The sequence below is a fragment of the Bifidobacterium breve DSM 20213 = JCM 1192 genome, assembly GCF_001025175.1.
In the GTDB taxonomy this organism is placed as follows: domain Bacteria; phylum Actinomycetota; class Actinomycetes; order Actinomycetales; family Bifidobacteriaceae; genus Bifidobacterium; species Bifidobacterium breve.
In genome coordinates, this window is record NZ_AP012324.1 from 665726 (window position 1) to 692404 (window position 26679).

Sequence of the window (26679 nt, forward strand, 5' to 3'; positions counted from 1 at the left end):
ACTTACTCGGCGACTTCGATGCCTTCGGACTTGGCGAGCTCGGCCAGACGTTCCTCAATCTCCTCGTAGGCCGGGATGATGCTGCCCAGACCACGGCGGAACAGGTCCTTGTCGAGGTGCTCGACCTTGCCGGAGTGGTCCTTCTGATCCCACAGACGGCAGGAATCCGGGGTGATTTCGTCGGCCAGCAGCAGCGTGCCGTCGGTGGCGCGACCCATCTCAATCTTGAAGTCAACCAGCTTGACGTCGATCTTGGCGAAGATCTCGATCAGGGCCTCGTTGATCTTACGAGCCAGCGGGGCAATCTCAGCCAGATCCTCACGGGTGCACACGTCAAGGGCCACGAGGTCATCATCGTTGACGAACGGATCATGCAGATCGTCGTTCTTCAGGAAGTACTCGAGCACCGGCTCCTTGAGCGGCAGGCCTTCCTCCACGCCCAAGCGGGAGCAGAAGTGACCGGCGGCCACGTTACGCAGCACGATCTCCAACGGGAACATGTTCACCTTGCGTACCAGCTGGCCGGTGTCATTCACGCGCTTGACGAGGTGGCTGTCGATGCCGCGCTTCTTGAGCAGGTCGAAGATGATGGTGGTGATGAGGTTGTTCAGACGGCCCTTGCCGGTGAAGTCCTCCTTCTTCTCACCATCGCCAGCAGTGGCGGTGTTCTTGTATTCGACCCACAGAACCTCGGGATCATCGGTTGCGTACAGTTGCTTGGCCTTGCCCTCGTAGAGCTTTTCCAGCTTCTCCATGACTCACCTTTCAGGAGTGAAATTTCTAGGTGAACTAACGGTAAAAGGGTACCAATCGAGGGCTACAACAACACTCACGGATTACTTCACGGTAATAGTCAGCGCATCGGCCACGAGGCCGGCTTTGGCGCGGGCGTCGGCTTCGGATTCGCCGACGGCCAGTGCCACGGCCATGCGGCGGTGGCCATGCACTTCGGGCTTGGCGAAAATACGCAGATCAGTGCTGGGCTCGGCCAGTGCGGCGGCCACGTCGGTGAATTCAGCTTCGCCATCGCCGGCCACCACGATGGCGTGGCTGGCAGCCACCGAGCCGCTCGGAATTGTAAGTGCCACATGCTCGGCAGTAATCGGCAGACCTAGAATCGCGCGAGCGTGCAGCGCGAACTCGCTCAGGCGCTGGGAAGCCATCGTCACCATGCCAGTATCGTGCGGGCGGGGAGAAACCTCGTTGAACAGAATCGAACCATCGGTGAGCACGAACAGTTCCACGCCGAACACGCCCCAACCGGTTTCACCGGCTGCCTGTGCCTTGGCCACCAAGCCTTCAACGACGGTGCGTGCAATGTCTTGAGCCCGCTCAGATTCGCCGCCTGGCTCAGCGGCCGGCTGCCAAGACTCGCGATAATCGCCGGACTCCTGACGCTGACCAATCGGCGCGCATGTCACAATACCGGCGGACGAAGAAACAGTCAGTACCGTCAACTCACGTTCCAATGGGGCCAACGCTTCCACGATTACTCGCGACACATCACCTTCATCGGCGGCACGGCGGCCTTTCTGAGCCTCGGTCCAAGCGGCATCGATGGCATCGGCGGAACGTACCACCGACTGACCGTGACCAGACGAGCTCATCAACGGCTTGACCACGCATGGATAGCCAACTTCCAAAGCCCCGGCGCGCAGCTCTTCCAACGAACCAGCGAAACGATACGGCGTGGTCGGCAAGCCCAGCTCCTCGTGAGCCAGCACGCGTAGGCGTTCGCGATCCATGCAGATCGCAGCAATCTCGGCACTTGGCACTACTTGGGCACCGGCAGCTGCAGCTCCGGCCAACATGTCGGTGGCGATGGCCTCCACTTCGGGCACGATAATGTCCGGCTTGACTTCATCGAACAACACCTGCAACTCGGCGGCATTCGCCATATCCAGCACGCGATATTCATGCGCCACTTGCTGGGCTGGAGCACCGGCATAGGAGTCGGCTGCGCACACCCATGCGCCCAGCCGCATCAGCTCAATGGCCACTTCCTTGCCTAGCTCGCCTGCACCCAGAAACAGCACGCGGGTGGGATGTTTGCCCAGCGGTGTGCCGAGCGGGCGGTTCACGGCAGGAATTGCGGGGGAGGGGGAAGTCACGGCAGTATTCACGGCGTTCTCAGTCATACCCACATTCTGCCATGCTGCATGGAATAGGCGAGCGCTCCACGGTGCGGTGAATGACCCACGGTGCAGTGAAATCCGCACGGTGCAGTAATGCAAAATGGCTTAATTCCGCAGTTTGCTAAAATCGTGTTACCGCACGGTGCGTTTTTTACCGCATGGTGTGACGTTTACCACATGATGGGGTTGCGATTCAGGACAGAAAGCACATTCCCATGGAGGTTTCACCGTCCCAAGGAATAATGGGAACTTTGGCCGCCTGAGGGAAGCCTGAGAGTGGTCGATACAGCACCGCATGCCATTGAAAAGTTGTCCTGCCCGTAACCTGCCATAAATACTGCGTATAGACACGCCATTGCGCGCGTAACAGAGCTGCCGTACCTTAGCAATCACCGGCCGATGAGGTTTGTAGTACGGTCGGGCCAACGTTTTGGGGATGACGGCGGTGTTCCAAAACCAGTACGCCGCTGGCTGGATACAGGGGAGGCCGGCATACCGATGTCGAACGCGGCTTTGATTTCTCAGCGGGCGGCAGGGCTGCCGGGCAATCCTTTTGCCGAGGCGGATGCCCGAGCTGCAGCAGCCATCGCCGCCGGCGAAGATGTCATCGACTTAAGCAAAGGCAATCCGGATGGTCAGCCACCTGCATTTGTGCAGGATGCGCTCGCTCATGCCGCCCATGATCCTTCCCTGTTTCGCTATCCGTCATTTGATGGTTTGCCGGAATACCTGAATGCTATTGCCGGTTGGTACGAGAGCAAGCACGGTGTCTCCGTGGACCCGGCCACTCAACTGCTGGCGACTTCCGGCTCGTCAGTAGGCATTGCCACTGTTATTCAGGCGCTTATTGATCCAGGTGAGACGGTTGTTGCTGTCAATCCTTATTACCCGCAATATGAAGGTTCCACGGCGGTTGCCGGAGGTCGATTCGAGACGATTCCCGCCGATCCGGCGCGTGGTTTCCTGCCTGATTTGGATGCTGTTGATCCGGCTGTGTGGGAACGTGCGAAGCTGCTGATTCTCAACTATCCCAACAATCCGACCGGCGCTGTGGCCGCGCCGGAACTGTATGAAACCGCTGTACGCCTAGCTCAGCAGTATGGGTTCATCGTGCTTAATGATTTTGCCTATGCTGGGCTTGAATTCGGAAGTACGCGCTCGCTGAGCCTATTGGAGACACCCGGTGCGCTTGATGTGGCTCTGGAACTTGGGTCACTCTCCAAAATGTATATGGTGGCCGGCTGGCGCGGTGGATTTGTGGCTGGGAATGCAGAAGTGTTGGCTGAGGTCAAGGCCGTGCACAGGCAGACCGCGGTACTGGCGTCCAGCGTCATCCAGCAGGCCGGTGCAGTGGCACTGGAATCCGATCAGAGCACTGTGGCGGCGCTCGCCGTGCAATACCAGCATCGCTTCGAAGTGGTGCGAGACGGTTTTACCCAAGCCGGCCTGCCGGTATCTGAAGCGCAAGGTGGACTGTTCGCATGGGCCAAAGTACCTGAGCGGTGGGGCAGCGCGGGCGTGCACGATGGCACAGTGAGTGAGGTTAGGGTTGCGGATGGCTCGGCAGACTCGGCAAATAATTCCGCGGCATTCGTGGATTGGTTGCTGAAGACCGCGGGTGTCGCATTGATGCCGGGCTCGTGCTTCGGCAAAGCAGGCGAAGGCTGGGTGCGTATCAGTTTGCTCAAACACACCGCTGAGCTGTTTCAGGCTGCAGCGCGGGTTTCGAGGGCTCTGCAAGACAAGTGATTGCTATTCCTGTAGTGCGGCAACGATAGGTCACCTTATTGGGCAAACGTCGCTGAACCATACCATTTCCTATTGGTCCGGACTCGGCCGCCAGATGTGACGGCTACGATGAAGCAATGCGCGAAAACGGGATTGAAAAGAGCATTGACCGCCCGCTGACCATCGCTCTGGTGGTGGATACCGTGGGCAACCAGGGCAATGGCACGTCCAATTCGGCCTTGCAGTGGGCTGCTGAATTGGAGAGACAAGGGCATCATGTGCGGCTCGTAGGTGTTGGCGCCCCTGAATATCCCGCACGAGTGAACAAGGTTCCGCTCGTTTCCTGGGTGGCGGCTAAACAGCTCATGCAGTTCGCCGAGCCCAGTGACACGTTGTTCCGCACCGCGTTCCAAGGTGTGGATGTGGTGCATGTCTATATGCCGTTCAAGTTCGGCCGTCGTGCCGCAAAGGTCGCCCACCAAATGGGTATTCCGGTCACTGCCGGATTCCATCTGCAGCCTGAAAACGTGCTGTATTCCGCTGGTCCGTTACGCCATATTCCCGGCATCTCCAGCTTCCTGTACTGGTTATTCAAACATTGGCTGTACAAGCGCATCGATCATATTCATGTGCCCACCGAGATGACCGCCAGCTTGCTACGCGCGCACGGATACAAGGCGAAACTGCATGTGATTTCCAACGGTTATTCGCCTGTCTACTCACCCAAGAAGCCGGTTGATCCTGAGGCGTCCGCTCCGGTACCGTTCCGCGTTATTGCGTCCGGCAGGCTCGCCAGCGAGAAAGATCAGATTACGCTGATTAAGGCAGTTTCGATGTCGAAGCATGCTGGGGGCATTCAGCTCATCATCGCCGGTACCGGGCCGCTCAAACAGTATCTCAGGTTCCGTGCCGGTCGTTTGCTGGCACGCAAGGCCGACATCGGCTTTCACAAGCATGCCGATATGCCGGATCTGCTGCGTTCGGGCGATCTGTTCGTGCACTGTTCGATTGCCGACATCGAATCGGTGAGTGTAATTGAGGCGATGGCTTGCGGCTTGGTACCGGTGATTGCCGCGTCCGAATTATCGGCGGCCAGCCAGTTTGCGCTGCTGGGCGAATCGTTGTTCCCGGTGCAGAATGCGGCGATGCTGGCACGGCGTATCGATTGGTGGATCGAACATCAGGTTGAGCGTGCAGAATGGGGTGAGAAGTACGCCGAATACACCAAGGCGCACTATTCCGTGGAAGCCTCGGTCCACAAGTTCGTGGACATGGAACGCGAAGCCATAGGGGAGTAGGTTCGTTTTGACCGGGGTCTCTCCCTCAGTCCGCCTTCGGCGGCCAGCTCCCTCGTCAGAGGGAGCTTAAAAAACCTCCCTCTGACGAGGGAGCTGGCATCGCGAAGCGATGGCGGAGGGAGAGACCTGGAGCTCAACGGTCACAGCAACTCAATAAGCTGGTCGACCTCTTCGGGCGTGGTGGCCCAGCTCGTGCAGATGCGCATCACGGTATGCGTATCATCAGCCTTTTCAGTGAATCCAAGTTTCACGTCACGTTCGAGCCGGTCGATGGTCGGCTGGTCCATCGTCACGAAGATCTGATTGGTCGGTGCTTCGAAGGTGAGCGTGTATCCCTTGGCGTGCAGTGCCTCACGAATGCGGTCGGCCGCCTCATTGGCATTGCGGGCGATCTTGAAGTACAAGTCGTCAGTGAATAGTGCATCGAACTGCGCACCCAGCACGAAGCCCTTGGCCAGCAGCGCGCCATGCTGCTTGATACGGGTCAGGAAATGCTTCGGCGTGTTGTGCTTGGTGAACACAATAGCCTCGCCAAACAGGGCACCTACCTTGGTGCCGCCGATATAGAACACATCGGCGATGTTTGCCATATCTTCCAGCGTCATATCGCTGCCGGTGACGGTCAGTGCATAGCCAAGACGTGCGCCGTCCACGAACAGCGGCATGTCGTACGTATGCGCCACGTCGGCAATGGCCTGCAATTCGGCCTTGGAGTAGATGGTGCCGTATTCGGTGCTTTGCGAGACGTATACGGAACCGGGGAACACCATGTGCTCGTAGTTGCCGTCCGCATAGAAGGTCTTGCAGAATTCGTCCAATTCGGCCGGATCCATCTTGCCGTTGTGGTGGGGAATCGTGAGTACCTTATGGCCGGAGAACTCGATGGCGCCGGCCTCATGCACGTTCGGATGGCCGGACGCGACCGTGATCATGCCTGCATACGCCGGTGTGATGGTATCGATGACGACCTGGTTGGTCTGTGTGCCACCTACCAGGAACCACACGTCCGCATCCGGCTGGCCGCAAGCCTCGCGAATCTTCGCCTTGGCCTGTTCGGTAAGCTCGTCGGAGCCATAACCCGAATACAGATGATTGTTGGCTTCGGCCACGGCCTCCAGTACGGCAGGGTGGGCAGCGCGGGAGTAATCGTTCTCAAAAGACAGCATGATGGACCTTTATGTCCTTGGGTTTGGTGAAGTGGACAGCCCCGAGTGTACAACGTGGGGGTGCGCAGAAAAAACAAAAGACCCTTCCATGAACGGAAGGGTCTTGCTGGGGTGGCCAACGCGGCTCGAACGCGCGACCTTCTGAACCACAATCAGATGCTCTACCAACTGAGCTATGGCCACCATGGTGTTTGACTCGGCGCGCAAAGCGCTGAATTAGCACAACAGGTGAATACTATACACAATCCTGTGGAAAATGTGCGTGCCGGTGTGTTGCGATTGTGGTTCATCGCGTTCTCGCCCGTCGAAGTCATTGTTCTTTTGCATCTCATGCCTTGGGCGTGGACATGCGAGCGTTCACGATGCGAACAGAATTGTCCATTCTTGGTCAATTCCGTTTAGTTTCTTGCGATGTTACTTCCGCTGCTGATGCAGCTGCTGGCCTCCCAGTACGTGTCCGTGCCGGTCGAGTCCCTGTTCCTCAACGCCGTCAAGGTGGTGCTCTTCCCGATCGCCCTCGGTGTGATCTGCCACATGATCTTCGGCAAGAAGATCGAAAAGATTACCGTGGCCCTGCCGATCGTCTCCCAGGTGGCCATCCTGCTGATCATCGGCGTGGTCGTCGCCGCCAACGGCCCGAAGTTGTTCGTGGCCAGCTCCCTGATGGCCATCCCGGTGGTCATCCTGCACAATCTGTGCGGCTACTCGCTGGGCTTCGGCTTCTCCAAGCTGATGTACAAGATCTACCCGAAGGGCTTCCGCTACGCACAGCAGAAGGCCATCACCTTCGAAGTCGGCATGCAGGATTCCGCTCTGGGTGCAACCCTGGCTCTGACCTCCTTTGCCTCCAACCCGATTGCCGCCGTGCCGTCCACCTTCTTCTCCGTGTGGCACAACATCTCTGGTTCCATCCTGTCCAGCTGGTGGCGCAACCACGATGACAAGCACGAGATCCACTGGGATTCCGACAATGGCGAGAAGGGCTCTGCCAAGAACGTCGCGACCGGTGATCACCCGTTCGATGCTGACAAGAAGGCAACCGCTGATGCCAAGGTCGAAGGCTGATTTTCTCAGCTGAAAACCGACTGCGCAATAACCGCTCCCACTTACTCCCGATTACTGTTTTGGGCGTTTCGCAGGGGCGGTTTTGCTATACTATAAGTGAGGAAACGGCAAGGTGGTACGGCAAAGAGGCCGGGCCGCAAATGGATGTTCCCATTGGATATGGAAGAGCACATGGACGTGCTAGATAACACAGTTGGTATGTGGTGAATGATGGATAGCTGAACCTCCTTGGCGGTGCCCCCCGTGCGACATAGTCTCCGCGGGGGCACCTGCTGTGTGAGGCAGAGTGTGGGGCAAATACTCTCCGGCGCGTCGTTGTCCGGCGAAATCGTAGTATTGATATTTGTGTGTGCCAACGGCATGCCTTATGTAATAGGTGTGCGCGCTGGGATATCCTTCAAACCGCTGATCGCACGCAGCAATGCGCCGACGGGAGGGGAGAAGGCCATCGGGCCGGTGGACTGGGCTATCTTTTCCGATTCGTCGGATGCCGTCAGCAGACGAGCGTCCGGAGAGCTGAGAAGTGTGGCGCAGTGCGGCGGTCACACGAAAGCAAGAGAAACCACTGAATCGGAGAATTCAAGTTGCCTACTATTGAACAGCTCGTCCGTAAGGGACGTCAGGCAAAGCCGAAGAAGTCCAAGACTTTGGCCCTGAAGGGAAGCCCGCTGCGTCGTGGCGTGTGCACCCGTGTTTACACCACCACCCCGAAGAAGCCGAACTCGGCTCTGCGTAAGGTCGCCCGTGTGCGCCTGTCCTCGGGCATCGAAGTCACCGCCTACATTCCGGGCGAGGGCCACAACCTGCAGGAGCACTCCATCGTGCTCGTGCGCGGCGGCCGTGTGAAGGATCTGCCGGGTGTGCGTTACCACATCGTGCGTGGTGCGCTCGATACCCAGGGTGTCAAGGACCGTAAGCAGGGTCGTTCCCTGTATGGAGCAAAGAAGGCGAAGTAAGAGATATGTCACGTAAGGGACCTTCCAAGAAGCACGTCGTGCTGCCCGATCCGATCTACGGTTCCACCGTGGTGGCGCAGCTCATTAACAAGATTCTGCTTGACGGCAAGAAGTCGATCGCCGAGGACATCGTGTACTCCGCGCTCGATATGGTCAAGGAGAAGTCCGACCAGGAGCCGGTGGCTGTGCTCAAGCGCGCCCTGGACAACATCCGTCCGTCCCTCGAGGTTCGCTCCCGCCGTGTCGGTGGCGCTACCTACCAGGTGCCGGTCGAGGTCAAGCCGAACCGCGCCAACACCCTGTCGCTGCGCTGGCTGACCGATTTCTCCCGCGCCCGTCGTGAGAAGACCATGGCCGAGCGTCTCGCCAACGAGATCCTCGATGCCTCCAACGGTCTCGGCGCTTCCGTCAAGCGTCGCGAGGACACCCACAAGATGGCTGAGGCCAACAAGGCCTTCGCTCACTACCGCTGGTAGTCTTAAGCCCCCTAAGAAAGCTAAGGAAAAACGATGGCTGAAGAGATTTCGGACCTCCACGACGTCCGCAATATCGGCATCATGGCCCACATCGATGCCGGCAAGACCACCACTACCGAGCGTATTCTGTTCTACACCGGTAAGAACTACAAGATCGGCGAGACCCACGACGGCGCCTCCACCATGGACTTCATGGCGCAGGAGCAGGAACGTGGTATCACCATCCAGTCCGCTGCTACCACCTGCTTCTGGAGCCGTCAGTCCCACGACACCAAGGGCAAGTTCCAGATCAACATCATCGATACCCCTGGCCACGTGGACTTCACGGCCGAGGTGGAGCGCTCCCTGCGTGTGCTCGATGGCGCCGTTGCCGTGTTCGACGGCAAGGAAGGCGTGGAGCCGCAGTCCGAGACCGTGTGGCGTCAGGCTGACAAGTACGGCGTTCCGCGTATCTGCTTCATCAACAAGATGGACAAGCTCGGCGCGAACTTCTACTACTCCGTCGACACCATCAAGGAGAAGCTGGGCGCTACTCCGATCGTGATGCAGCTGCCGATCGGTTCCGAGAACGACTTCACTGGCGTTGTCGACCTGGTTGAGATGCAGGCCTACGTGTGGAACGGCACCGAGGAGCTCGGCGCCAAGTACGACACCACCGAGATCCCGGACGACCTCAAGGACAAGGCCCAGGAATACCACGAGAAGCTCGTGGAAGCCGCTGCCGAAGCCGACGACGAGCTCATGAACAAGTTCTTCGAGGACGGCGACCTGTCCAAGGAAGACATCCGCGCTGGCGTGCGCAAGCTCACCATCGCCAAGGAAGCCTTCCCGATCTTCTGCGGTTCCGCCTTCAAGGACAAGGGCGTTCAGCCGATGCTGGACGGCGTCGTCGATTACCTGCCGTCCCCGGAGGACGTGCCGGCCATCAAGGGCTACAAGCCTGGCGATGAGTCCGTCGAGATCGACCGCAAGCCGGTCAAGACCGATCCGTTCTCGGCTCTGGTCTTCAAGATCTCCACCCACCCGTTCTACGGCAAGCTCGTGTTCGTGCGTGTGTACTCCGGTTCCGTCAAGCCCGGCGATTCCGTGCTCGACTCCACCCGCGAGAAGAAGGAACGTATCGGCAAGATCTTCCAGATGCACGCCGATAAGGAAAACCCGATGGAGCAGGCTGACGCCGGCAACATCTACACCTTCGTGGGCCTCAAGAACGTCACCACCGGTGACACCCTGTGCGCCATCGACGATCCGATCACCCTCGACTCCATGACCTTCCCGGATCCTGTGATCCAGGTGGCCGTCGAGCCGAAGACCAAGGCCGACCAGGAGAAGATGGGCATCGCCCTGTCCAAGCTGGCCGAAGAGGATCCGACCTTCCAGGTCACGACCGACGAAGAGTCCGGCCAGACCCTGATCGCCGGCATGGGCGAGCTCCAGCTCGACATCATCGTCGACCGTATGCGCCGCGAGTTCAAGGTGGAGTGCAACCAGGGCAAGCCGCAGGTTGCTTACCGCGAGACCATCCGCAAGGCCGTCATGGACCAGGGCTACACCCACAAGAAGCAGACCGGTGGTTCCGGCCAGTTCGCAAAGGTCCTGATGAACTTCGAGCCGCTCGACACCACCGAGGGCAAGACCTTCGAGTTCGAGAACAAGGTCACCGGTGGCCACATCTCCGGCGAATTCATCGGCCCCATCGAGGCTGGTGTCAAGGAGGCCATGGAGTCCGGTATCCTCGCCGGCTTCCCGGTCGTGGGCGTCAAGGCCACCGTCACCGATGGTCAGATGCACCCGGTCGATTCCTCCGAAATGGCCTTCAAGCTCGCAGGTTCCATGTGCTTCAAGGAAGCTGCCCCGAAGGCTAAGCCGGTCATCCTCGAACCGATCATGAAGGTCGAAGTTCGTACGCCGGAAGAGTACATGGGCGATGTCATCGGCGATCTGAACCAGCGTCGTGGCAACATCCAGTCCATGACCGACGGTGTCGGCGTCAAGGTCATCGACGCCAAGGTCCCGCTGTCCGAGATGTTCGGCTACATCGGCGACCTGCGTTCCAAGACCCAGGGCCGCGCCATGTTCACCATGGAGATGGACTCCTACGACGAGGTGCCGAAGAGCGTCTCCGAGGAGATCATCAAGGCTCAGCGCGGCGAGTGACACGCGCCTCACGATGAAGTAGCCAGTGTCGCCAGTCAGCGGTAACATTCTGTACCGCTGACTGGGTTCTGGCTCTTCAAAGTGGCACATAACCCAGAAACCCAGTAGAATAGAGCGAGTGCCTGCGCGAAAGGGTGCAGGAAACTCACGAGACGTCCAGGAGGACAAAAGTAATGGCAAAGGAAAAGTACGAGCGTACTAAGCCGCACGTTAACATTGGTACCATCGGCCACGTCGATCACGGTAAGACTACCCTGACTGCTGCCATCTCCAAGGTGCTGCACGAGGAGTTCCCGGATGTCAACCCGGAGTACGACTTCAACCAGATCGATTCTGCTCCGGAAGAGGCCGCCCGCGGTATCACCATCAACATCGCCCACATCGAGTACCAGACCGAGAAGCGTCACTACGCTCACGTCGACTGCCCGGGCCACGCCGACTTCGTGAAGAACATGATCACCGGTGCTGCCCAGATGGATGGCGCCATCCTCGTTGTGGCCGCCACCGACGGCCCGATGGCTCAGACCCGCGAGCACGTGCTGCTCGCTCGTCAGGTGGGCGTCCCGAAGATCCTTGTCGCCCTGAACAAGTGCGACATGGTTGAGGATGAGGAGCTCATCGAGCTCGTCGAAGAAGAGGTCCGCGACCTCCTCGACGAGAACGGCTTCGACCGCGACTGCCCGGTCATCCACACCTCCGCTTACGGTGCTCTGCACGACGACGCTCCGGACCACGAGAAGTGGGTCCAGTCCGTTAAGGACCTCATGGACGCCGTCGACGACTACATCCCGACCCCGGTCCACGACCTCGACAAGCCGTTCCTGATGCCGATCGAGGACGTCTTCACCATCTCCGGCCGTGGTACCGTTGTCACCGGTCGTGTTGAGCGTGGCCAGCTGGCCGTCAACACTCCGGTCGAGATCGTTGGTATCCGTCCGACCCAGACCACCACCGTCACCTCCATCGAGACCTTCCACAAGACCATGGACGCCTGCGAGGCTGGCGACAACACCGGTCTGCTGCTGCGTGGTCTTGGTCGTGAAGATGTCGAGCGTGGCCAGGTTGTGGCCAAGCCGGGCTCCGTCACCCCGCACACCAAGTTCGAGGGCGAAGTCTACGTGCTGACCAAGGACGAGGGCGGCCGTCACTCGCCGTTCTTCTCCAACTACCGTCCGCAGTTCTACTTCCGCACCACCGACGTCACCGGCGTCATCGAGCTGCCGGAAGGCGTCGAGATGGTTCAGCCGGGTGACCACGCTACCTTCACCGTTGAGCTGATTCAGCCCATCGCTATGGAGGAAGGCCTGACCTTCGCTGTGCGTGAAGGTGGCCACACCGTTGGCTCCGGTCGTGTGACCAAGATCCTCGCCTGATTTTCATCAGACAAGAATCTTCGCTTGAACTAGCGTTATAGAAAATCCCCTTCGAGGAAACTCGGAGGGGATTTCCTATAACCGCAGCAGGATATGGATATGTACCACGACTTCCGGCCTGGATGCGCTAGTGTTGCTTTCCAATAGATAAACGGACTGCTGCACTGCGAGGGTATGACACTGATGGCAGGCCGGGAAAGAAGGTCGATGATGACTGGTGCACAGGCTTCTCACTGTGGTTCCGTATCCGCAATTTCACTGGGACTGCCTGTTTCCACGGCGATTCCGGAGGCCAAGGGCATATTGCCGAAGGCTCTGTTCGTGGGCAAAGCGCCGATTTCCGGCAAGCTTAAGCAGCGGTTTGTGAATGAGATTGAATCCATCACCATGCTGGCCCTGGCTCGTTCTGCCAACACTGGACTTGCGGATGGCAAACTGATTCCAGAAGTGTTGATTATCGGTCTTAAACTTACGGCTAAAGCCACTGAAATACCTTCTGAAGTCATCGAACTTATTGCCGGACAACGCAAGTCGGGCATTGTGTTTGCATGTGTGCGCGAGGTGCCGTTCGAAGGCAGAACGCGCGAGGAATGCGCGTTCGCGGTGCGTCGTGCACAGCCGGGGCGTGCTGGACACACGCTTATTTATCACGTGTATGCAGGCGACTGGCAGCCGGCAGGGAGTGCCAGCTTGAGTTGACCGGCTCCACCATTGATGAACTGTGGGCTTCCTTGTGCTCGCAAGCGATTTTGGGAACCACGGACTTCGAGAATCTGGATGCATGCATCGTGCAGCATGGCGAGATCGCGCGACTCGAAGCCGATGTTGACAAACTTACGCGAGATCATCAGCGTGCTAAGAATCCGGCACAGCGTAACGAAATTTACGCCAAACTCCACAAGGCAAAGACGCAATTAGCGCAGATGCGCGAAGTATAAGGCGTTACAGTTGAACCATGTTCCCATTGCTTGAGACCCTGGTCGCCGTATATGAGGTGGGCCAGTTCACGTTGGCTGCTGACGAGCTGAAAGTGTCGCAGTCGACGGTGTCGTCGCGCATCGCCCAATTGGAACAGATGGTCGGGGCTCCGCTGTTCGTGCGCAATGCGAAAAGCGATGTGACGCCTACGCAGGCCGGGCGGATGCTGTATCAGACTGCCATTGGTATTGATGGATTATGGCGTGATACGCGCGAGCAGATTGCCCGCGTGCAGGAGGATCGCGAGCCATTGGCGGTCTCGTTCTCGCATACGACCGCCGCAATATTGCTTCCCAAGGCATTGCCGGTCATGGCCCGGAACATGGATGGGTTCGATTTTGCCGTGCAGATGATGAACTCGGACGCCATTCTTGACCAGGCAAGCATGAAAGCCGTGCATTTGGGCGTGGTGGAAAAGCCGATCGTCAATGATTCGGTGGATCGTGTCACCCTGTGCGAGGACCGGCTGGTCTTGGCGGGAGAACCAGACGGCGTATGGATGGTGCGCGAGCACGGTTCCGGTGTGCGGTATTACACGGATTTGTATTTCAAGACTATGCAGGGTTTGCCGCCTCGCACCATGGAGGTGTCCAGCAATGCCGCGATTGCGGCGGCGTTGTCTTCCGGCTTTGGGCAGTCGCTGATTTCGGAAGCCGCAGTGCCTTCTGGAGTGCCGGCGCGAAAGCTCGGAGACGAATTCGTGCGCCGTTTCTATGCCTTGGTGCCGAGATCCGGCCTGACGCACGATCAGCGAGAGCTGGTGGAAGCGATTATCGCTGTGTTGCGCGGATAGTCAGTGCCTTGTCTCCCGTCAGAGGGGAGCCAGAATGTGGCATCGGCAAAATCGATGATATGTATTGGTAGCAATGATTTGACCGATGTAAACACTTGAGATTCAATAGACACCATGAGAGAGTTCTGTACAAAATGGTGGAAGCGCATTGCCGCCGTTGACATGTTGTTCATTGGCGTTCTGACTCTGCTGGCTTCGCTGTTCGCCTCCTGGCTCAAGCAGTTCCCCGGATTCAGCCTGTTCGGCGCGCTTATCATCGCGCTGCTCATCGGTATGATCATCCAGTTCCCGATCCGCAGTGCCTACGTCGGTTCCAATGATGGCCGCAAGGCAGGCGTCAAGGACGCCGCTGGCCTGATTTCCAACAAGCTGCTGCGCCTCGGCATCATCCTGCTCGGTTTCAAGCTCAACCTCGCCGTGCTGTTCACGCAGGGCATCAAGTGTCTGCCGATCGCCGCTGTGGTCGTCACGCTGACCATCATCGTGTGCTATGCCATCGCCCGCAAGCTCGGTGTCGACCCGATGCTCGCCATCCTGACCGCCGGTGGCACCGGCATCTGCGGTGCGGCCGCCGTCATGGGTCTGGCCGGTTCCATCAAGGTGTCTGAGGACAAGCAGGACGAGAAGGACAACGACGTGACCATGGCCGTGGCCATCGTAGCCATTATGGGTACTGTGTTCGCGTTGCTGGAGATCGCGCTCGGCCCGCTGACCGGCATGACCAAGGACCAGCTGGGCATCACCGCCGGTGCTTCCCTGCACGAAATCGCCCACGCGGTCGCCGCCGGCGACGCTTTCGGCGCGGTGGACATCGCCACCATCATGAAGCTCTCCCGCGTGCTCATGCTCGTGTTTGCCGCCATCATTATCGCTATCTGGTGGGAGAAGAAGCACTCTGAGGTGGAGAACACCGGCAAGAAGACCGTGGCCTTCCCGTGGTTCATGCTCGGCTTTATCGGCGCTTCGATCATCGGCACTTTCGTGCCGTTCATCGCCTTCATCACCCCGCAGCTCGTGGACTTTGCGTACATCGTGCTCGGCATGGCCATGGCCGCGCTCGGCATCAACGTGAACTTCAAGGCCATTGCTTCCAAGGGTAAGAAGCCGATGCTCGCCAGCTTCCTGACCTCGATTCTGCTCATGTGCTTTGCGGCAGGCGTCGCGGTGCTGTTCTTCTGATCTGATAAGTGCTCTGAAATACGAATAAGCGGCATATGAATGAGTCATATGCCTCCTATTCGTTGTCGTGATATGTCGGTGCAATCAGTCGATGCGATGGTATCCGCGTTGACTGAGGATGTTGTCGTGATGATTGCCATGAGTGTTCTGCCTAGTCGTTGAGGACATCGCACGTTGCATGCCGATGATGGCGAAGGCGATTACCACCATGATTACGAACGCCACAGCGAACCAGCCTCATAGCAGCACGAACAGCGCCACGGAACGGGTGAAGTTGCTGGACGATTTGAATGTCACGTTGCGGTTCATCACGAAGTTGTAGGTCGCCGAACACACCACGGCGATGCCGTTGGCGATCTGTGAGGGTACGCCGATCAAGTGCAGAACGGCGAACGTCGCATACTCCACAATGGTCTGCGTGGCGGAAACACCACATACTTGCTCAACACGGCGAGTCCATTTTGCTTCGGGGTTGCCGTGCCCACGGTATTTTCCGCAGTATTCGTTGTGGTCGAGGTATTTGTGGCGCCCACACCTTGATTCGGCTTCACATCCGCTCCATTGTTCGCCATGCCCATATACCTCCCGGATGTACCTGTGACGTTCGACCTCGCAATGATACCGCTGACCGCGTCGGGAATCGGCGTGGCGATCAGACGAGAAAACCGCAGGCCGCAGCAACGACCGGCACACTCAGCGACAGCACCAGATAGGCCGCTGCGGTGGGGTAGCGGTGTTTGCAGAAGAGCGTCACCATTTCGTTGATTGCGGTCGAGAACGTGGAGAAGCCGCCGAGGAAACCGGTGGCCAGCACTAGCCGCCATGGTTCATCAAGTGTCCCGCCGAGGGCCAGCGCCGCGACCAAACCGGCTAGGAATCCGGCGATGAGATTGATGGTGAACGTGGAAAGTGGGAATGCGCGCCGCCAGTACGTTTTGATGGTCACGTCAAGCAGATAGCGGCAGGAGGCGCCTACGCCGCCGCACAGGCAGACCAAGATTGGTAGGAATACGGTCATCACGCCTTACCTCCCTTGCTGGTTGTAGCGGCATTCGTATCAGCGGACGCTTCGGCGGATACGTTCGAGGAGCCGGCCAGATGCGTTCCTGCCCACGCGCCGGCAGACGCACAAACCAGACCCAGCGCGAACGTCACCAGTAGATAGGCAATGCCGACCGCCACCTGACCGTCGCGGATTGCGGCAAAACCTTCCAGCGCGAGTGTCGACATCGTAGACAAACCACCGCATACGCCCATGCCGAGTCCGCGACTGGCAAGTTCTTTGGAACGTGCACCGAACCGGGAAGCGCCGGCCAAGTAAGCGGTCAGCCCTGCATAGCAGAAGCAAGCCAGCATGTTGGCCACAAACGTGCCGGTGTGGAAGCTGCCAGCCGCGGGAATCTGCGCGAACGCATAGCGAATCGCGGTGCCAATAGTGCCGCCGCAGAAGACGACCAACACAATATCAAGATGAATATCGGGGAGCTTGCGCGCCGGGGGAGTGGCCGTGTGCGTAATCGGCCGGGCGCCTGCGAATGGGGATTGCGAACCCATAGTAGCCTTTCCTGAAACCGCTGAATCCTGCTGAAGACACAACGATTTCATGCAATGTCAAATCGTGTGTAGGAACTATCAGCAGTGTGCGGTTCGAAACAAGTTCAGGCGGGTCCCATCGCCGAATCCCAGCCTACTCGTGCAGAAGACATCCATGGGTGTGTCGCCGTTTTACTTCAAGTACTTGAGGTTTTTAGAGTTGTCGATATGAGCACAACGACCGCATGGCATACGATTCGCGAGGCGTCGATGATTTCCAGGCTTCCGGAGTCCACGCTGCGCTACTACGAGCAGATCGGCATTATCGCCCCCATCACTCGCGACCCGAGTTCGGGGCATCGCGCCTATTCGGACGCCGATCTCGAACGGCTGACCACAGTATCCTGTCTCGCAGCCACGGGCATGCCGCTCGAATCGATGCGCACATACCTCGCCAACTCGCAGGGCGGGCGAGAAGGTGCACGCCGCCAGATGGAACTGCTCGACGCGCAGGCCCTGCGTCTCGCTGCCAAAGCCGAATCCATTCGAATGCAGCAGGCGTACGTATCGTTCAAGACACTGTACTGGCGGGCTAAGGCTGAGGGGCGCGACGAGGAGGCGCAGCAGCTCATCGAAGAAAACCGGAACATCATCGAACAGGTGAAGCGCCTGCAAACCGACGTCAAACAATAAACGACAATAGACAGATATTCCCAACAAAGGAGTGATTGACATGACCGAAATGATGAAAGCCGCGATTTTCGTGGAGCCTGGCAAGATGGCCGTGGAAGAAGTGCCGAAGGCGACGCTTGAACAGGATGATGACATCGTGATTCGCGTGGTGCGCACGTGCGTGTGTGGCTCTGATTTGTGGTTCTTTCGTGGGCTGAGCGGACAGGCCGCGCACAGCCAGGTGGGTCACGAGTCCATCGGTGTGGTCGAAGAGGTTGGCGCGGCGGTCGAATCCGTTAAGCCAGGTGATTTCGTGGTCGTGCCATTCCCATACAGCTGCGGCAAGTGCCCGGTATGCAAGGCCGGCTTCGAATCCGTGTGCCCGCACGGCGGCTACTTCTCCGCTTGTCAGGCCGAATACCTGCGTGTGCCCGAGGCGGATGGCACCGTGGTCAAGGTGCTCGGTTCACCGGAAGATTATTCCGATGAACAGCTCGCATCGCTGCTGACCATTTCCGATGTGATGTCCACCGGTTATCACGCGGCGGCTTCTGCCGAGGTCAAGCCCGGTGACACCGCCGTGGTCATGGGCGATGGTGCAGTCGGCCTGTGCGGTGTGATTGCCGCCAAGATGCGCGGTGCCACGCGCATTATTGCCATGAGCCGTCACGAGGATCGCGCGGCGCTCGCCCGCGAATTTGGTGCGACTGATATCGTGCCGGAGCGTGATCAGGCTGCCATTGACAAGGTGCTGGGGATGACCGATGGCTACGGCGCCGACGCTGTGCTCGAATGCGTGGGCTCCAAGCAGTCGTTCGATACGGCGATTGGCCTGATCCGACGCGGCGGCGTGATCGGCCGTGTGGGCCTGCCGCACGATGTGGAGATCAGCGCCGAAGGCACGTTCTACGGCAACATCGGCATCAAGGGCGGCCCGGCTCCCGTGCGCCACTATGACCTTGATGAGGGTCTGCTGGACGCGGTGCTCAAGGGCGAGATCAACCCCGGCCGCGTGTTCACCGCCGAGTACGACCTCGACCATATCCAAGACGCCTACGAGGCGATGGACCAGCGCAAGGTCATCAAGGCGCTGATCGGGTTCTAGGGTCAGGTACGCAGCGAACGGTTCTCACTAAGAACCGTGTGAGCCATTCGCACAAAATCGCACAATCAAACAGGCCGCCGGTGTGATGGGGGGGGATTGGGGGTGAGCCGGTTCGGCTTGCATCCTTATACCGTTGTTTTCGTGTAGAATCGGCCACCTCTATACTTCTGTTTTCGTGTAGAATAGCATATGCCTATACTGTTGTTTTCGTGTAATGAGGTGATTGCTCATGTTGAAGCGCAAGATGCTGGATAAGCTGATCGCATGGAAACAAAAAGCGGGTGGGCGTGAGGCTCTTCTCGTCGAAGGCGCTCGCCGTGTGGGCAAAAGCACCATTGTTGAGGAATTCGGCCGCATTCAGTACAAGTCATATATTCTCATCGATTTCGCGCGTTTGCCGCGCGACGTTCGCGACATCTTCGAAAACCAGCGTGATGACTTTGACACATTTTTCATGCTGTTGTCTGCGTATTACCGCAAGCGACTGTACGAGCGTGAATCGTTGATTATTTTCGACGAGGTGCAGCGGTATCCGGCGGCGAGGGAGCTCGTCAAATATCTGGTTGCGGATGGCCGGTATGACTATGTGGAAACTGGTTCGCTGATCTCCATCAAGAGGAATGTGGCGAATATCGTCATCCCCTCCGAGGAAGGGAAAATGGACATGGGGCCGCTCGATTTTGAGGAGTTCTGCTGGGCCATGGGGGAGGAGCTGCTTGCTGAAACGATTCGCAAATCGTTCGAGCGTCTGGTCCCGTTGCCCGATGCGCTGCACAAACGAGCGATGAGGCTGTGGCGCGAATATCTGCTGGTGGGCGGTATGCCGCAGGCGGTTGCCGATTATGTCGAGCATCGCGATTTTGGCGAGGTGGATTCGATTAAACGTGGCATCCTGCAACTGTACAGTGATGATATCGGCAAGTTCGCCAATGGCGATGCCGGCCACGTGCGGGGCATTTTCGCTCAGATTCCAGGGCAGCTGTCCAAGCATGAGAAACGATTCACTCTGGCATCGGTCGATAAGGGGGCTCGATCTCGTGAATACGATTCGGCGTTCTTCTGGTTGGAAGACGCCCGCTTGGTGAACCTGTGCCGTAATTCGACTGACCCTTTGGTGGGGCTGGGATTGTACGAAGATAACGATTCATTCAAATGCTATATGGCGGATACCGGTTTGTTGGTGTCGCAGGCGTTTGCCGATCGAGAGACAACGCCGGATGATGTGTACCGGGATATTCTGTTCGATAGGCTTTCGCTCAACGAAGGAATGCTGGTGGAGAATGCGGTGGCTCAGCAATTCCGGGCTAATGGGCACAAACTGTATTTCTTCTCGCGCTCGGATAGAACGGATGCCTCGAAAACCATGGAGATAGACTTCCTCATCGTTCGGGAATACGATAATGCCGCGATGAAACCTCGCATCAGCCCGATCGAAGTGAAATCCACGAAACGATACGGTGTGTCTTCGCTCGACAAATTCCGCAAAAGGTATGCCCAACGATTGGGCGAGGAATACGTTCTGCATCCCCGCCAACTCGAAGTGAATGGAGAACGCATCAAGCTGCCGTTGTATATGGCCCACTGTCTGTGACGCGAGAAGATGGATCCGATTGCCAGCGCGTCGTCGATGCCCGTATCCAAATCAAGAATCAGTTTCCTGCGCATATTCGCGCCTTTCCCTTTGCGGTATTCCGGTGAGTCACAGCCCGCGTTTGACGAGCCCGTCGAGGATGGCGTCGGAGGACTCCCCAAGCCTCAGGCCTATGACGTCGACGCGGCGCAGCAGATCTCGGGTTTTCAGGGTGTCCATGCTCATTTCGCCGGTGTAGACGGCTGCAAGCCCCGATTCGTAGGCGCGCCGCACGCGGGCGGATTCCTTGCTGGCCTCGAGGCAGTACCGGCGCATGTCGGCGCCTTCCGCGGTCACGGCGAGTTCCAGATCGTGCAGGGCGACGTTCACGTGGGTCAACGCGACATTGGCGTGTTCGCCGGCATATCCTTTCCAAAGATGGATTTCGCGTATGAAATCGCGGGTGTTGTCGAGCACGTCGTCGATGGATCGGGAGAAACGGAACAGATCCTCACGGTCCAACGGCGTGGTCCAGGCCTTGGCCAACGCGTGAACGACCTTGGAACGGACCTCGTCCCCCTCGTGCTCGATATCGTTGACGCTCTTTCTGGATTCATCGACGCTCAGATGCCCCTCGACGGCGTCCAACGCGATGGACACTCCTTTGCGGGTTGTCATCACCTGTTCCCGGAGCAGCCCCATGACAGGATCCTCTGCGAGCGCGTTCTTGGCGCTGAACCACGGCATTGTGGCACCTTCTTTCGTTCATTGTCGCGGCGAAGGCAGCGGCCTCTGCGTTTCCGGACCGGCCCGGAACGGGCGCCGTTTCAGGCTGATCCGGAAACGCAGAGGGGCCGCTGAGGGGAAATCGCGGAGAACCGCCGGAATCAGGCGATGACCCGGCGATACTCGTCGAGTTTCTCGGGCCAGTCGGTCTGGATGACGTTGGCGCCGAGGGTGAGGAGCGCGCCCCACCCATGCTGGGGTCCTTCGAGGATGGAGCGGGTGTCGTCCATGCCCTTGAGACCGCAGTATCCGTTGCCGAGGTCGAGGGCGTTGACGAAGCTGTACAGGCCGTGCTCGCTGATCGTGCGGAAGACCGCGGGGTCGGCGAGTGGGGTGTCCTCGGTGGTGGCTACGAGTTCCACGCCGACGGTGTTGATCTGCTCGTCGCCGACGAACAGATCGAGCTCGTCGGGGCTCTGGATCATGCCCATGAACATGTATTTGGTCTCATGATCGTGAAGGGCCTGCTGGAACCCCTCCGCGACGGGGCATTTGAGGATGAGCTTGCGTTCGAGGTGGAACTGGTCGAGCCAGTCGAGGAACCCGGTGCTCCAGTAGCGCCAGGAGCGATCGATGTTGATGAGGATGTCCGGCGCGTTCGACAGGATGTGCGCGACCCTCTCGACGTTGCCGTAGTAGGCGCCGGGATATTCGGTGTAGCGCAGTTCGTCGAGCTCGGCGGCGGTCTTGGACAGGATGTCGTCAGTGATGCGCAGGCGGGCCATCTCGGTGCCGTCGTGGAAGGCGAAGTATTCGCCGTCGGTGGAGCGGATCACGTCGATCTCGGCGATGTCGGCGTTGACCTTTGTGGTGGCGATGACGCCGTTGAGTGTGTTCTCGCGGATATCGCCACGCGGCGTGCCGCGGTGCGCGGCGATGACGAACGGCGATTGGTCGCACGCCCGGTTGAGATCGATGTTGATGTCCGCGTACCGTTCGCGGCCGAATCGCGGCGCGGCCGTCTTGGTGCTCATGTCGGCTCCTTTGTTGCTGTCTGGGGGGGTGGAATTCGGGCCATCCCGCCCCGGTATAGACAACCGGGGAGGGACGGCGAAAGGGACTGTTTACCGGCGCGGGATCACTTGCCCGCGGCCTTGTTGTAGGTGGCGATGTCCTTGGCGGACTGGGTCTGGGCCTCCTGCATGGCGGTCTTGAGATCCTTGGAGCCGCCGACGACCTCGTTGAAGGAGGCCATCACGTCCTTGCGGATGGACGGGTAGGCGCCGGTACGGGCTCCCAGCGACACGCTGGTGGACGGGTTGGTGGCAAGCTGGTCGTAGAAGACCTTGACGTTCGGATCCTGAAGGATCTCCTTGCCTTCGGCCTCGTCGGCGGCCTTGGTGTTGGCGAACAGGTTGCCGGAGGCCTTGGCGAACACGGCCTGGGCGTGCGGGGTCATCATGTACTTGCCGAACTCCCAGGTGGCCTTCTGCTCGGCCTCGGAGTGCTCGGCGGCCACGATCCACAGCGAGTTGCCGCCGATCGGGGTGCCGGCGTCCTTGTTCGCGTCGTCGTGCGGGAACTGGGCAATGGTCACGTTCTTGGAGGAGCTGTCGGGCAGCATGGAGGTGTAGGAGGCGGAGGAGGTCAGCACGACGCCGACCTTGTTGGAGGTGAAGGCGGTCGTCATCGAACTGGAATCGGTGCCGGGGTTGAGCGCGACGCCGTCCTTGAACATGTCGGCGATCTTCTGAAACATGTCGAGCTGGGTCGCGGAGGTCATGTTCACGCCGGTGACGGCCTTGCCGCCGCGTCCGTTGTCGGGGGTGGCGATGAGCTCGCCGTGGCTGGCGGAGAGTTCCTCCAGGATCCACGAGTCGACCATGTTCATCGAGAAGCCGTAGGCGCCGGTCTTCTCATGGATGGTGTTGGCCCAGTCGACGACCTCGGCGAAGGTGGTCGGCGGGTTGGACACGTCCAGGCCGGCCTGCTGGGCGAGTTTGTTGTTGATGTAGGTCACGGGCTGGCTGATGGCGAACGGCAGGGACAGCAGGCCGTTGTCGTCGCTGTAGTACTTCAGCGCGACCGGCTGCAGGTCGGCCGTATCGAAGTCGGAGTCGCCCTCAGCGAACTTGTAGACCGGGGTGGTCATCTTGCTGTCGATCATGTAGCCGGTCGAGGTGTCGTTCATCTGCAGGATCGAGGGCGTGGACTTGGCCTGGACGGCGGCGGAGAACTTCTGCTGCACGTCCGTGTAGGAGCCCTGATAGGAGGCCTCGACCTTGATCTTGCCCTTGTTGGCGTCGTTGAACTCGGAGACGAGCTGGTTGATGGCGTCCACGGCCGGGCCGGAGTTCGAGTACCAGAACGTGACGTTCTGCTCGCCGCCGTTCGCATCGGCGTTCGTGTTCGACGAGGAGCCGCAGGCGGACAGTGCGAGCATGGGTAGGACCGCGATGGCGGCGGCCTTCAGCAGCGTTGACTTCCTCATGGTGATTTCCTTTCTTGTTGCGCCGGATGGGCCGTTCTGGCCTCCGACAGAAAAATCTGTTCGTTGGCGCCCGGATGGCGCCATGCGTGCTTTGGACCGGATGCCCCGGTCCGGGTTGACGTTGGATTCTCGGACCGCCCGCGAGGGGCGGCGGATGGGCTACTTGATGCTTCCGGCGACGCTCATGCCGCGCAGGGACCGGTTGAACAGGAGCGTGAGGATCATCGCCGGGACGACCGCGATGGCCGCGCCGGCCAGGACCACGCCGATGTTGGAGCCGTCGGTGCCGCTCAGCTGGGTGATGCCGACCTGAATGGTGCGGTGCTCGGGCTTGTTGGTCACGAGCAGGGGCCAGAAGTAGCCGTTCCACGCGGCGACCATGGCGTTGATCGTCGCGGCGATGATGGTCGGCTTGACGATGGGCAGGAGCACGTCGATCATGAACCGCAGATGGCCGGCGCCGTCGATCAGCGACGCCTCGCGCAGCTCCTTGGGGAAGGAACGGAACGCCTGGCGGAACAGGAACACGGTGAAGCCCTGCACCAGGAACGGCAGGAAAATCGCCGGGATCGTGTCCATGAGTCCCCAGTTGGCGATGTTCAGGTAGTTCGACAGCAGGGTGGTCTCGCCAGGCACCATCATGCTCATGAGGAAGACCATCATCCACATTCCGGGCCGCCTCAGATTGCAGAACACGATGGCGTAGGCGGCGAGGAACGCGGTCACGATCTGGCCCGCGGTCTGGCAGACGGTCACGACGATGCTGTTGCCCAGCTGCTGGGTCAGGGGCATCTGGGACATGGCGCGCATGAAATTGCCCAGGGTGAAGCCCCTGAACAGGCCGTTGGCGTCGAAGAAGAACGCGCCGACGTAGATGTACAGAACCGGCAGCATGACCAGCACGGTCACGATCAGGGCCAGCACGGCCCACAGGCCCTGGCTCACGGGGGAAGTCTTGCGGATCATCAGTAGTTCACCTTGCCTTCCAGGAAGCGGAACTGCAGCAATGTCAGGACGAACACGAACAGGAACAGCACGATGCCCAGCGCGGACGCGATGCCGAAATTCGCGCTGCCCGCGTTGAACGCGGTGGTGTAGATGTTGTAGGTGATGGTCGTGGTCGCCTGGCCCGGTCCGCCCTTGGTCAGGATGTTGATCTGGGCGAACGCCTGCAGGGCCTCGATGCATGTGGTCACGGCGATGTAGAACAGCGTCGGTGTGATCAGCGGCAGCACGATGGACCACTGGATGCGGGCTTCGTTCGCGCCGTCGATGCGCGCGGCCTCCAGGATCTCCTGGTCCACGCCGTCGATCGCGGCGCACAACAGGATCAGCGCGAATCCGAGACCGGTCCAGATGGTCACCAAGGTGACCGTGAAGAACGCCCACTTCGCGTCGGTGAGGAACCCGACCGGCCGGATGCCCAGTTTCTCGATGATCGAATTGATCACGCCGCTCGAGCCGAACAACGCCAGGAAGCCCAGCGATGCGGCCGCCACCGAGACGCTGACGATCGAGGTCATGGCCACGCGCAGTATCTTGATGCCCATGATGTGCCTCGTCAGCAGAATCGCCAGCAGCACGCCCAAGGCGATGCGCCCCGCCACGACCAGCACGGCGTAGAGGAACGTCTGGATAAGCACCTTGACAAACGCCGGGTCCGTGAAGACCGTCCTGTAGTTCTCCAGCCCGATGAAGCCTGAGGGCGAACCGAAGATGTCCGTGCCCTGCATGCTCATCATCACTACGCGCACCAGCGGGCCGAACACGAACACGACCAGCAATGCCAATGCCGGAACCAGCATGACCGCACCGGTCAGGCGATTCTTCGCAACGAGAACGTTCGCCGTGCGTCCGCCGTGCGTCTTGGCGCCGTGCGGGGATTGCGACAAATGGGTTGATGACGCCATCTCGCGCTTCCTTTCTTTCTCCGGCTCCGGCATTGCCTTGCCGAGAGCCATGGGTAATACCCTTTTACGTCTTTTGGTTGTGAGCCGCAGCCGTTCCGATGACGGACGCGGCGTATCGAGTTGCTGATTTGCTGCTATCTATATCCGTTGTTGTATGGGGTCACTCCATCTTCGGAGCGCTCCCAGTGATTCATAGTATATCCTTTCGACATAAGAAAGTCTAATCGACGATATACAGCCATTTTCAGGCTAAAGATGAACGTTCGCTGAATTCAGTGCTAATATTTATAAACTCAATAATTACAGTATTGGGAGCGTTCTCAGCAAGGAGGGTGAGATATGTGGGTTATTCCCATGTTGGCATTGGTGTTCTGCCTGCTTGGAGGAAGGAACGACGGGTCTCCCCTGGTGGCCATCAACCTCAAGGCCGCGCGCCGCGTCACGGCGGCCCCCTTCCTGATGCTGGCGACGGCGGTGGCCTTGCTGCCGGCCGCCAACAGCCGCGTCGGAGGAGCCATCGTCGCCATGGTCTCCTCCGAAGGATCCGGCGGACAAAGTCCGCTCCTGCTGGCGGCGGTGCTCGTCGCCGCATCGGCCACCCTGCTGGCGCTCAACGGAGGCGGCGTGCCCACCTCGATCACGCTCGCCCTGGTCGGAGCATCCTCCGGAGCCGGCTTCGCCGGCGGACATCCCCAATGGCATCTGGTGCTGCGCGTCCTCGGGATAGCGATACTTTCGCCTCTGGTGGCGTTCGCCATCTCCCGCACCATCTACCTGCTGTTCCAATCCAGAACCCCGCAGTCCTCGACCACCATGGTCTTCCTTGGATTCCTGCTCACCTGCATCGCCTATGGCAGCAATGACGGGCAGAAGATGATCGCCCTGTTCGGCACCGCCATGGGAGTCGATTTGGGAACTGCCACGCACAGCGCCGCCATCACCGCAATCGTCGCCGCGACGTTCCTGACCGGCGTGCTCACCGGCATGCCCAAGGGAGCAGCCGCACTGCAGCGCGGCACCATCGTGCCGGATTCCCGGCAGATCTGGGTCACCCTGTGGGCGGCCTCCGCCGCCGTGCTCGTCAGCTCGGCGCTGGGAAGCCCGGTCAGCATGACCCAGTCCATATCGGGCGCGCTCATCGGCACCTGCCAGACGAACGACTGGCGCAAGGTCCGCTGGGGCGAGGCACGCAGGATCCTCATCGCATGGGCGGCAACCCTGCCCATGGCCTGGATCCTGGGCTATGCCGCAGCCAACGGGCTCGATCTGCTGCCACTGTGATGCATCCTCGGGCGACGGGTGCTATCGCTCCGTCGCCACCACGCGCGGGTGCATGGGATTGCGGCGCGGGATGCGGCTTCCGTTCCG

Annotated in this window: 23 protein-coding genes, 1 tRNA gene, 3 pseudogenes and 1 riboswitch; of the genes and pseudogenes, 14 read left to right on the forward strand and 13 right to left on the reverse strand. The window is 59.4% G+C overall.

Annotated elements, in window-relative coordinates; genetic code table 11:
• Positions 1-2: 2 nt before the first annotated feature.
• Both purC and purT read right to left on the reverse strand, forming a co-directional pair.
• Positions 3-755: a phosphoribosylaminoimidazolesuccinocarboxamide synthase gene (gene purC / locus BBBR_RS02670; protein ID WP_003828646.1), complete on the reverse strand. Its 753-nt coding sequence runs from the start codon at positions 753-755 to the stop codon at positions 3-5.
• A gap of 81 nt (positions 756-836) precedes the next feature.
• On the reverse strand, positions 837-2138 hold the full coding sequence (purT, locus tag BBBR_RS02675) for a formate-dependent phosphoribosylglycinamide formyltransferase (RefSeq protein ID WP_003828647.1): 1302 nt from the start codon (positions 2136-2138) through the stop codon (positions 837-839).
• 495 nt (positions 2139-2633) lie between these two features.
• Here purT and BBBR_RS02680 point away from each other — a divergent pair, with 495 nt between their 5' ends.
• Both BBBR_RS02680 and BBBR_RS02685 read left to right on the forward strand, forming a co-directional pair.
• Entirely contained in the window at positions 2634-3884 is a 1251-nt protein-coding gene (locus BBBR_RS02680; RefSeq protein WP_025262857.1) for a pyridoxal phosphate-dependent aminotransferase, read from the forward strand.
• A gap of 116 nt (positions 3885-4000) precedes the next feature.
• Positions 4001-5161, forward strand: a complete 1161-nt coding sequence (locus BBBR_RS02685; protein ID WP_003828649.1) for a glycosyltransferase — start codon at positions 4001-4003, stop codon at positions 5159-5161.
• Positions 5162-5301: 140 nt separating this feature from the next.
• Here the strand turns inward: BBBR_RS02685 and BBBR_RS02690 are convergent, their stop codons facing one another.
• Both BBBR_RS02690 and BBBR_RS02695 read right to left on the reverse strand, forming a co-directional pair.
• Positions 5302-6327, reverse strand: a complete 1026-nt coding sequence (locus tag BBBR_RS02690) for a threonine aldolase family protein (RefSeq protein WP_003828650.1) — start codon at positions 6325-6327, stop codon at positions 5302-5304.
• 107 nt (positions 6328-6434) lie between these two features.
• A tRNA-His gene (locus BBBR_RS02695) sits at positions 6435-6510 on the reverse strand.
• Positions 6511-6741: 231 nt separating this feature from the next.
• On the opposite strand from BBBR_RS02695, the pseudogene BBBR_RS02700 reads away from it, so the two are divergent.
• From BBBR_RS02700 to BBBR_RS02735, 8 genes and pseudogenes are all read left to right on the forward strand, one after another.
• A pseudogene (locus BBBR_RS02700) lies at positions 6742-7392 on the forward strand (bile acid:sodium symporter family protein); the annotation flags it as partial.
• Between the two features lie 584 nt (positions 7393-7976).
• Positions 7977-8348, forward strand: a complete 372-nt coding sequence (gene rpsL, locus BBBR_RS02705) for a 30S ribosomal protein S12 (RefSeq protein WP_003813881.1) — start codon at positions 7977-7979, stop codon at positions 8346-8348.
• A gap of 5 nt (positions 8349-8353) precedes the next feature.
• Entirely contained in the window at positions 8354-8824 is a 471-nt protein-coding gene (gene rpsG / locus BBBR_RS02710) for a 30S ribosomal protein S7 (protein ID WP_003828652.1), read from the forward strand.
• A gap of 33 nt (positions 8825-8857) precedes the next feature.
• Complete coding sequence (gene fusA, locus BBBR_RS02715) at positions 8858-10981, forward strand: elongation factor G (protein WP_003828653.1); 2124 nt, start codon at positions 8858-8860, stop codon at positions 10979-10981.
• Positions 10982-11154: 173 nt separating this feature from the next.
• Positions 11155-12354 carry an elongation factor Tu gene (tuf, locus tag BBBR_RS02720; RefSeq protein WP_003828654.1) on the forward strand — a complete coding sequence of 400 codons (1200 nt, stop codon included), beginning with the start codon at positions 11155-11157 and terminating at the stop codon, positions 12352-12354.
• A gap of 210 nt (positions 12355-12564) precedes the next feature.
• A pseudogene (locus BBBR_RS10630) lies at positions 12565-13292 on the forward strand (DUF4391 domain-containing protein).
• 17 nt (positions 13293-13309) lie between these two features.
• Positions 13310-14125 carry a LysR family transcriptional regulator gene (locus tag BBBR_RS02730; protein ID WP_003828657.1) on the forward strand — a complete coding sequence of 272 codons (816 nt, stop codon included), beginning with the start codon at positions 13310-13312 and terminating at the stop codon, positions 14123-14125.
• 114 nt (positions 14126-14239) lie between these two features.
• The gene (locus BBBR_RS02735; protein ID WP_003828658.1) at positions 14240-15304 is read left to right on the forward strand and encodes a YeiH family protein; all 1065 of its coding nucleotides are present in this window, start codon (positions 14240-14242) and stop codon (positions 15302-15304) included.
• An 84-nt stretch (positions 15305-15388) separates the two neighbouring features.
• On the opposite strand, the gene BBBR_RS11045 is transcribed toward BBBR_RS02735, so the two are convergent.
• The 4 genes and pseudogenes from BBBR_RS11045 to BBBR_RS02750 form a co-directional block, all read right to left on the reverse strand.
• Positions 15389-15529, reverse strand: a complete 141-nt coding sequence (locus BBBR_RS11045) for a hypothetical protein (RefSeq protein ID WP_003828659.1) — start codon at positions 15527-15529, stop codon at positions 15389-15391.
• A 15-nt stretch (positions 15530-15544) separates the two neighbouring features.
• A pseudogene (locus BBBR_RS02740) lies at positions 15545-15876 on the reverse strand (GtrA family protein); the annotation flags it as partial.
• An 80-nt stretch (positions 15877-15956) separates the two neighbouring features.
• Positions 15957-16322, reverse strand: coding sequence for a fluoride efflux transporter FluC (locus BBBR_RS02745; RefSeq protein WP_003828661.1), 366 nt, complete (start codon positions 16320-16322; stop codon positions 15957-15959).
• On the reverse strand, positions 16322-16858 hold the full coding sequence (locus BBBR_RS02750; protein ID WP_025262858.1) for a fluoride efflux transporter FluC: 537 nt from the start codon (positions 16856-16858) through the stop codon (positions 16322-16324). Before BBBR_RS02750 ends, BBBR_RS02745 begins: the two co-directional genes overlap by 1 nt.
• Before the next feature lie 62 nt (positions 16859-16920).
• Positions 16921-16990: riboswitch (Fluoride riboswitch) on the reverse strand.
• A gap of 75 nt (positions 16991-17065) precedes the next feature.
• Between BBBR_RS02750 and BBBR_RS02755 the strand changes: the two genes are divergently transcribed.
• From BBBR_RS02755 to BBBR_RS02765, 3 genes are all read left to right on the forward strand, one after another.
• Positions 17066-17530, forward strand: coding sequence for a MerR family transcriptional regulator (locus tag BBBR_RS02755; protein WP_003828663.1), 465 nt, complete (start codon positions 17066-17068; stop codon positions 17528-17530).
• Positions 17531-17570: 40 nt separating this feature from the next.
• Complete coding sequence (locus BBBR_RS02760) at positions 17571-18614, forward strand: zinc-dependent alcohol dehydrogenase family protein (RefSeq protein WP_003828664.1); 1044 nt, start codon at positions 17571-17573, stop codon at positions 18612-18614.
• Positions 18615-18843: 229 nt separating this feature from the next.
• Positions 18844-20205, forward strand: a complete 1362-nt coding sequence (locus BBBR_RS02765) for an ATP-binding protein (RefSeq protein ID WP_047928206.1) — start codon at positions 18844-18846, stop codon at positions 20203-20205.
• Positions 20206-20313: 108 nt separating this feature from the next.
• Here the strand turns inward: BBBR_RS02765 and BBBR_RS02770 are convergent, their stop codons facing one another.
• From BBBR_RS02770 to BBBR_RS02790, 5 genes are all read right to left on the reverse strand, one after another.
• Positions 20314-20931 carry a DUF47 domain-containing protein gene (locus BBBR_RS02770; protein ID WP_003828666.1) on the reverse strand — a complete coding sequence of 206 codons (618 nt, stop codon included), beginning with the start codon at positions 20929-20931 and terminating at the stop codon, positions 20314-20316.
• Between the two features lie 140 nt (positions 20932-21071).
• A complete protein-coding gene (locus BBBR_RS02775) occupies positions 21072-21944 on the reverse strand; it encodes a glycerophosphodiester phosphodiesterase family protein (protein WP_003828667.1) in 873 nt (290 codons plus the stop codon).
• Between the two features lie 104 nt (positions 21945-22048).
• Positions 22049-23401, reverse strand: a complete 1353-nt coding sequence (locus tag BBBR_RS02780; protein WP_003828668.1) for an ABC transporter substrate-binding protein — start codon at positions 23399-23401, stop codon at positions 22049-22051.
• Between the two features lie 159 nt (positions 23402-23560).
• On the reverse strand, positions 23561-24367 hold the full coding sequence (locus tag BBBR_RS02785; protein WP_003828669.1) for a carbohydrate ABC transporter permease: 807 nt from the start codon (positions 24365-24367) through the stop codon (positions 23561-23563).
• Complete coding sequence (locus BBBR_RS02790) at positions 24367-25311, reverse strand: carbohydrate ABC transporter permease (protein ID WP_225851416.1); 945 nt, start codon at positions 25309-25311, stop codon at positions 24367-24369. Before BBBR_RS02790 ends, BBBR_RS02785 begins: the two co-directional genes overlap by 1 nt.
• 339 nt (positions 25312-25650) lie before the next feature.
• Between BBBR_RS02790 and BBBR_RS02795 the strand changes: the two genes are divergently transcribed.
• Positions 25651-26592: an inorganic phosphate transporter gene (locus tag BBBR_RS02795; RefSeq protein WP_003828671.1), complete on the forward strand. Its 942-nt coding sequence runs from the start codon at positions 25651-25653 to the stop codon at positions 26590-26592.
• Positions 26593-26679 lie beyond the last annotated feature (87 nt).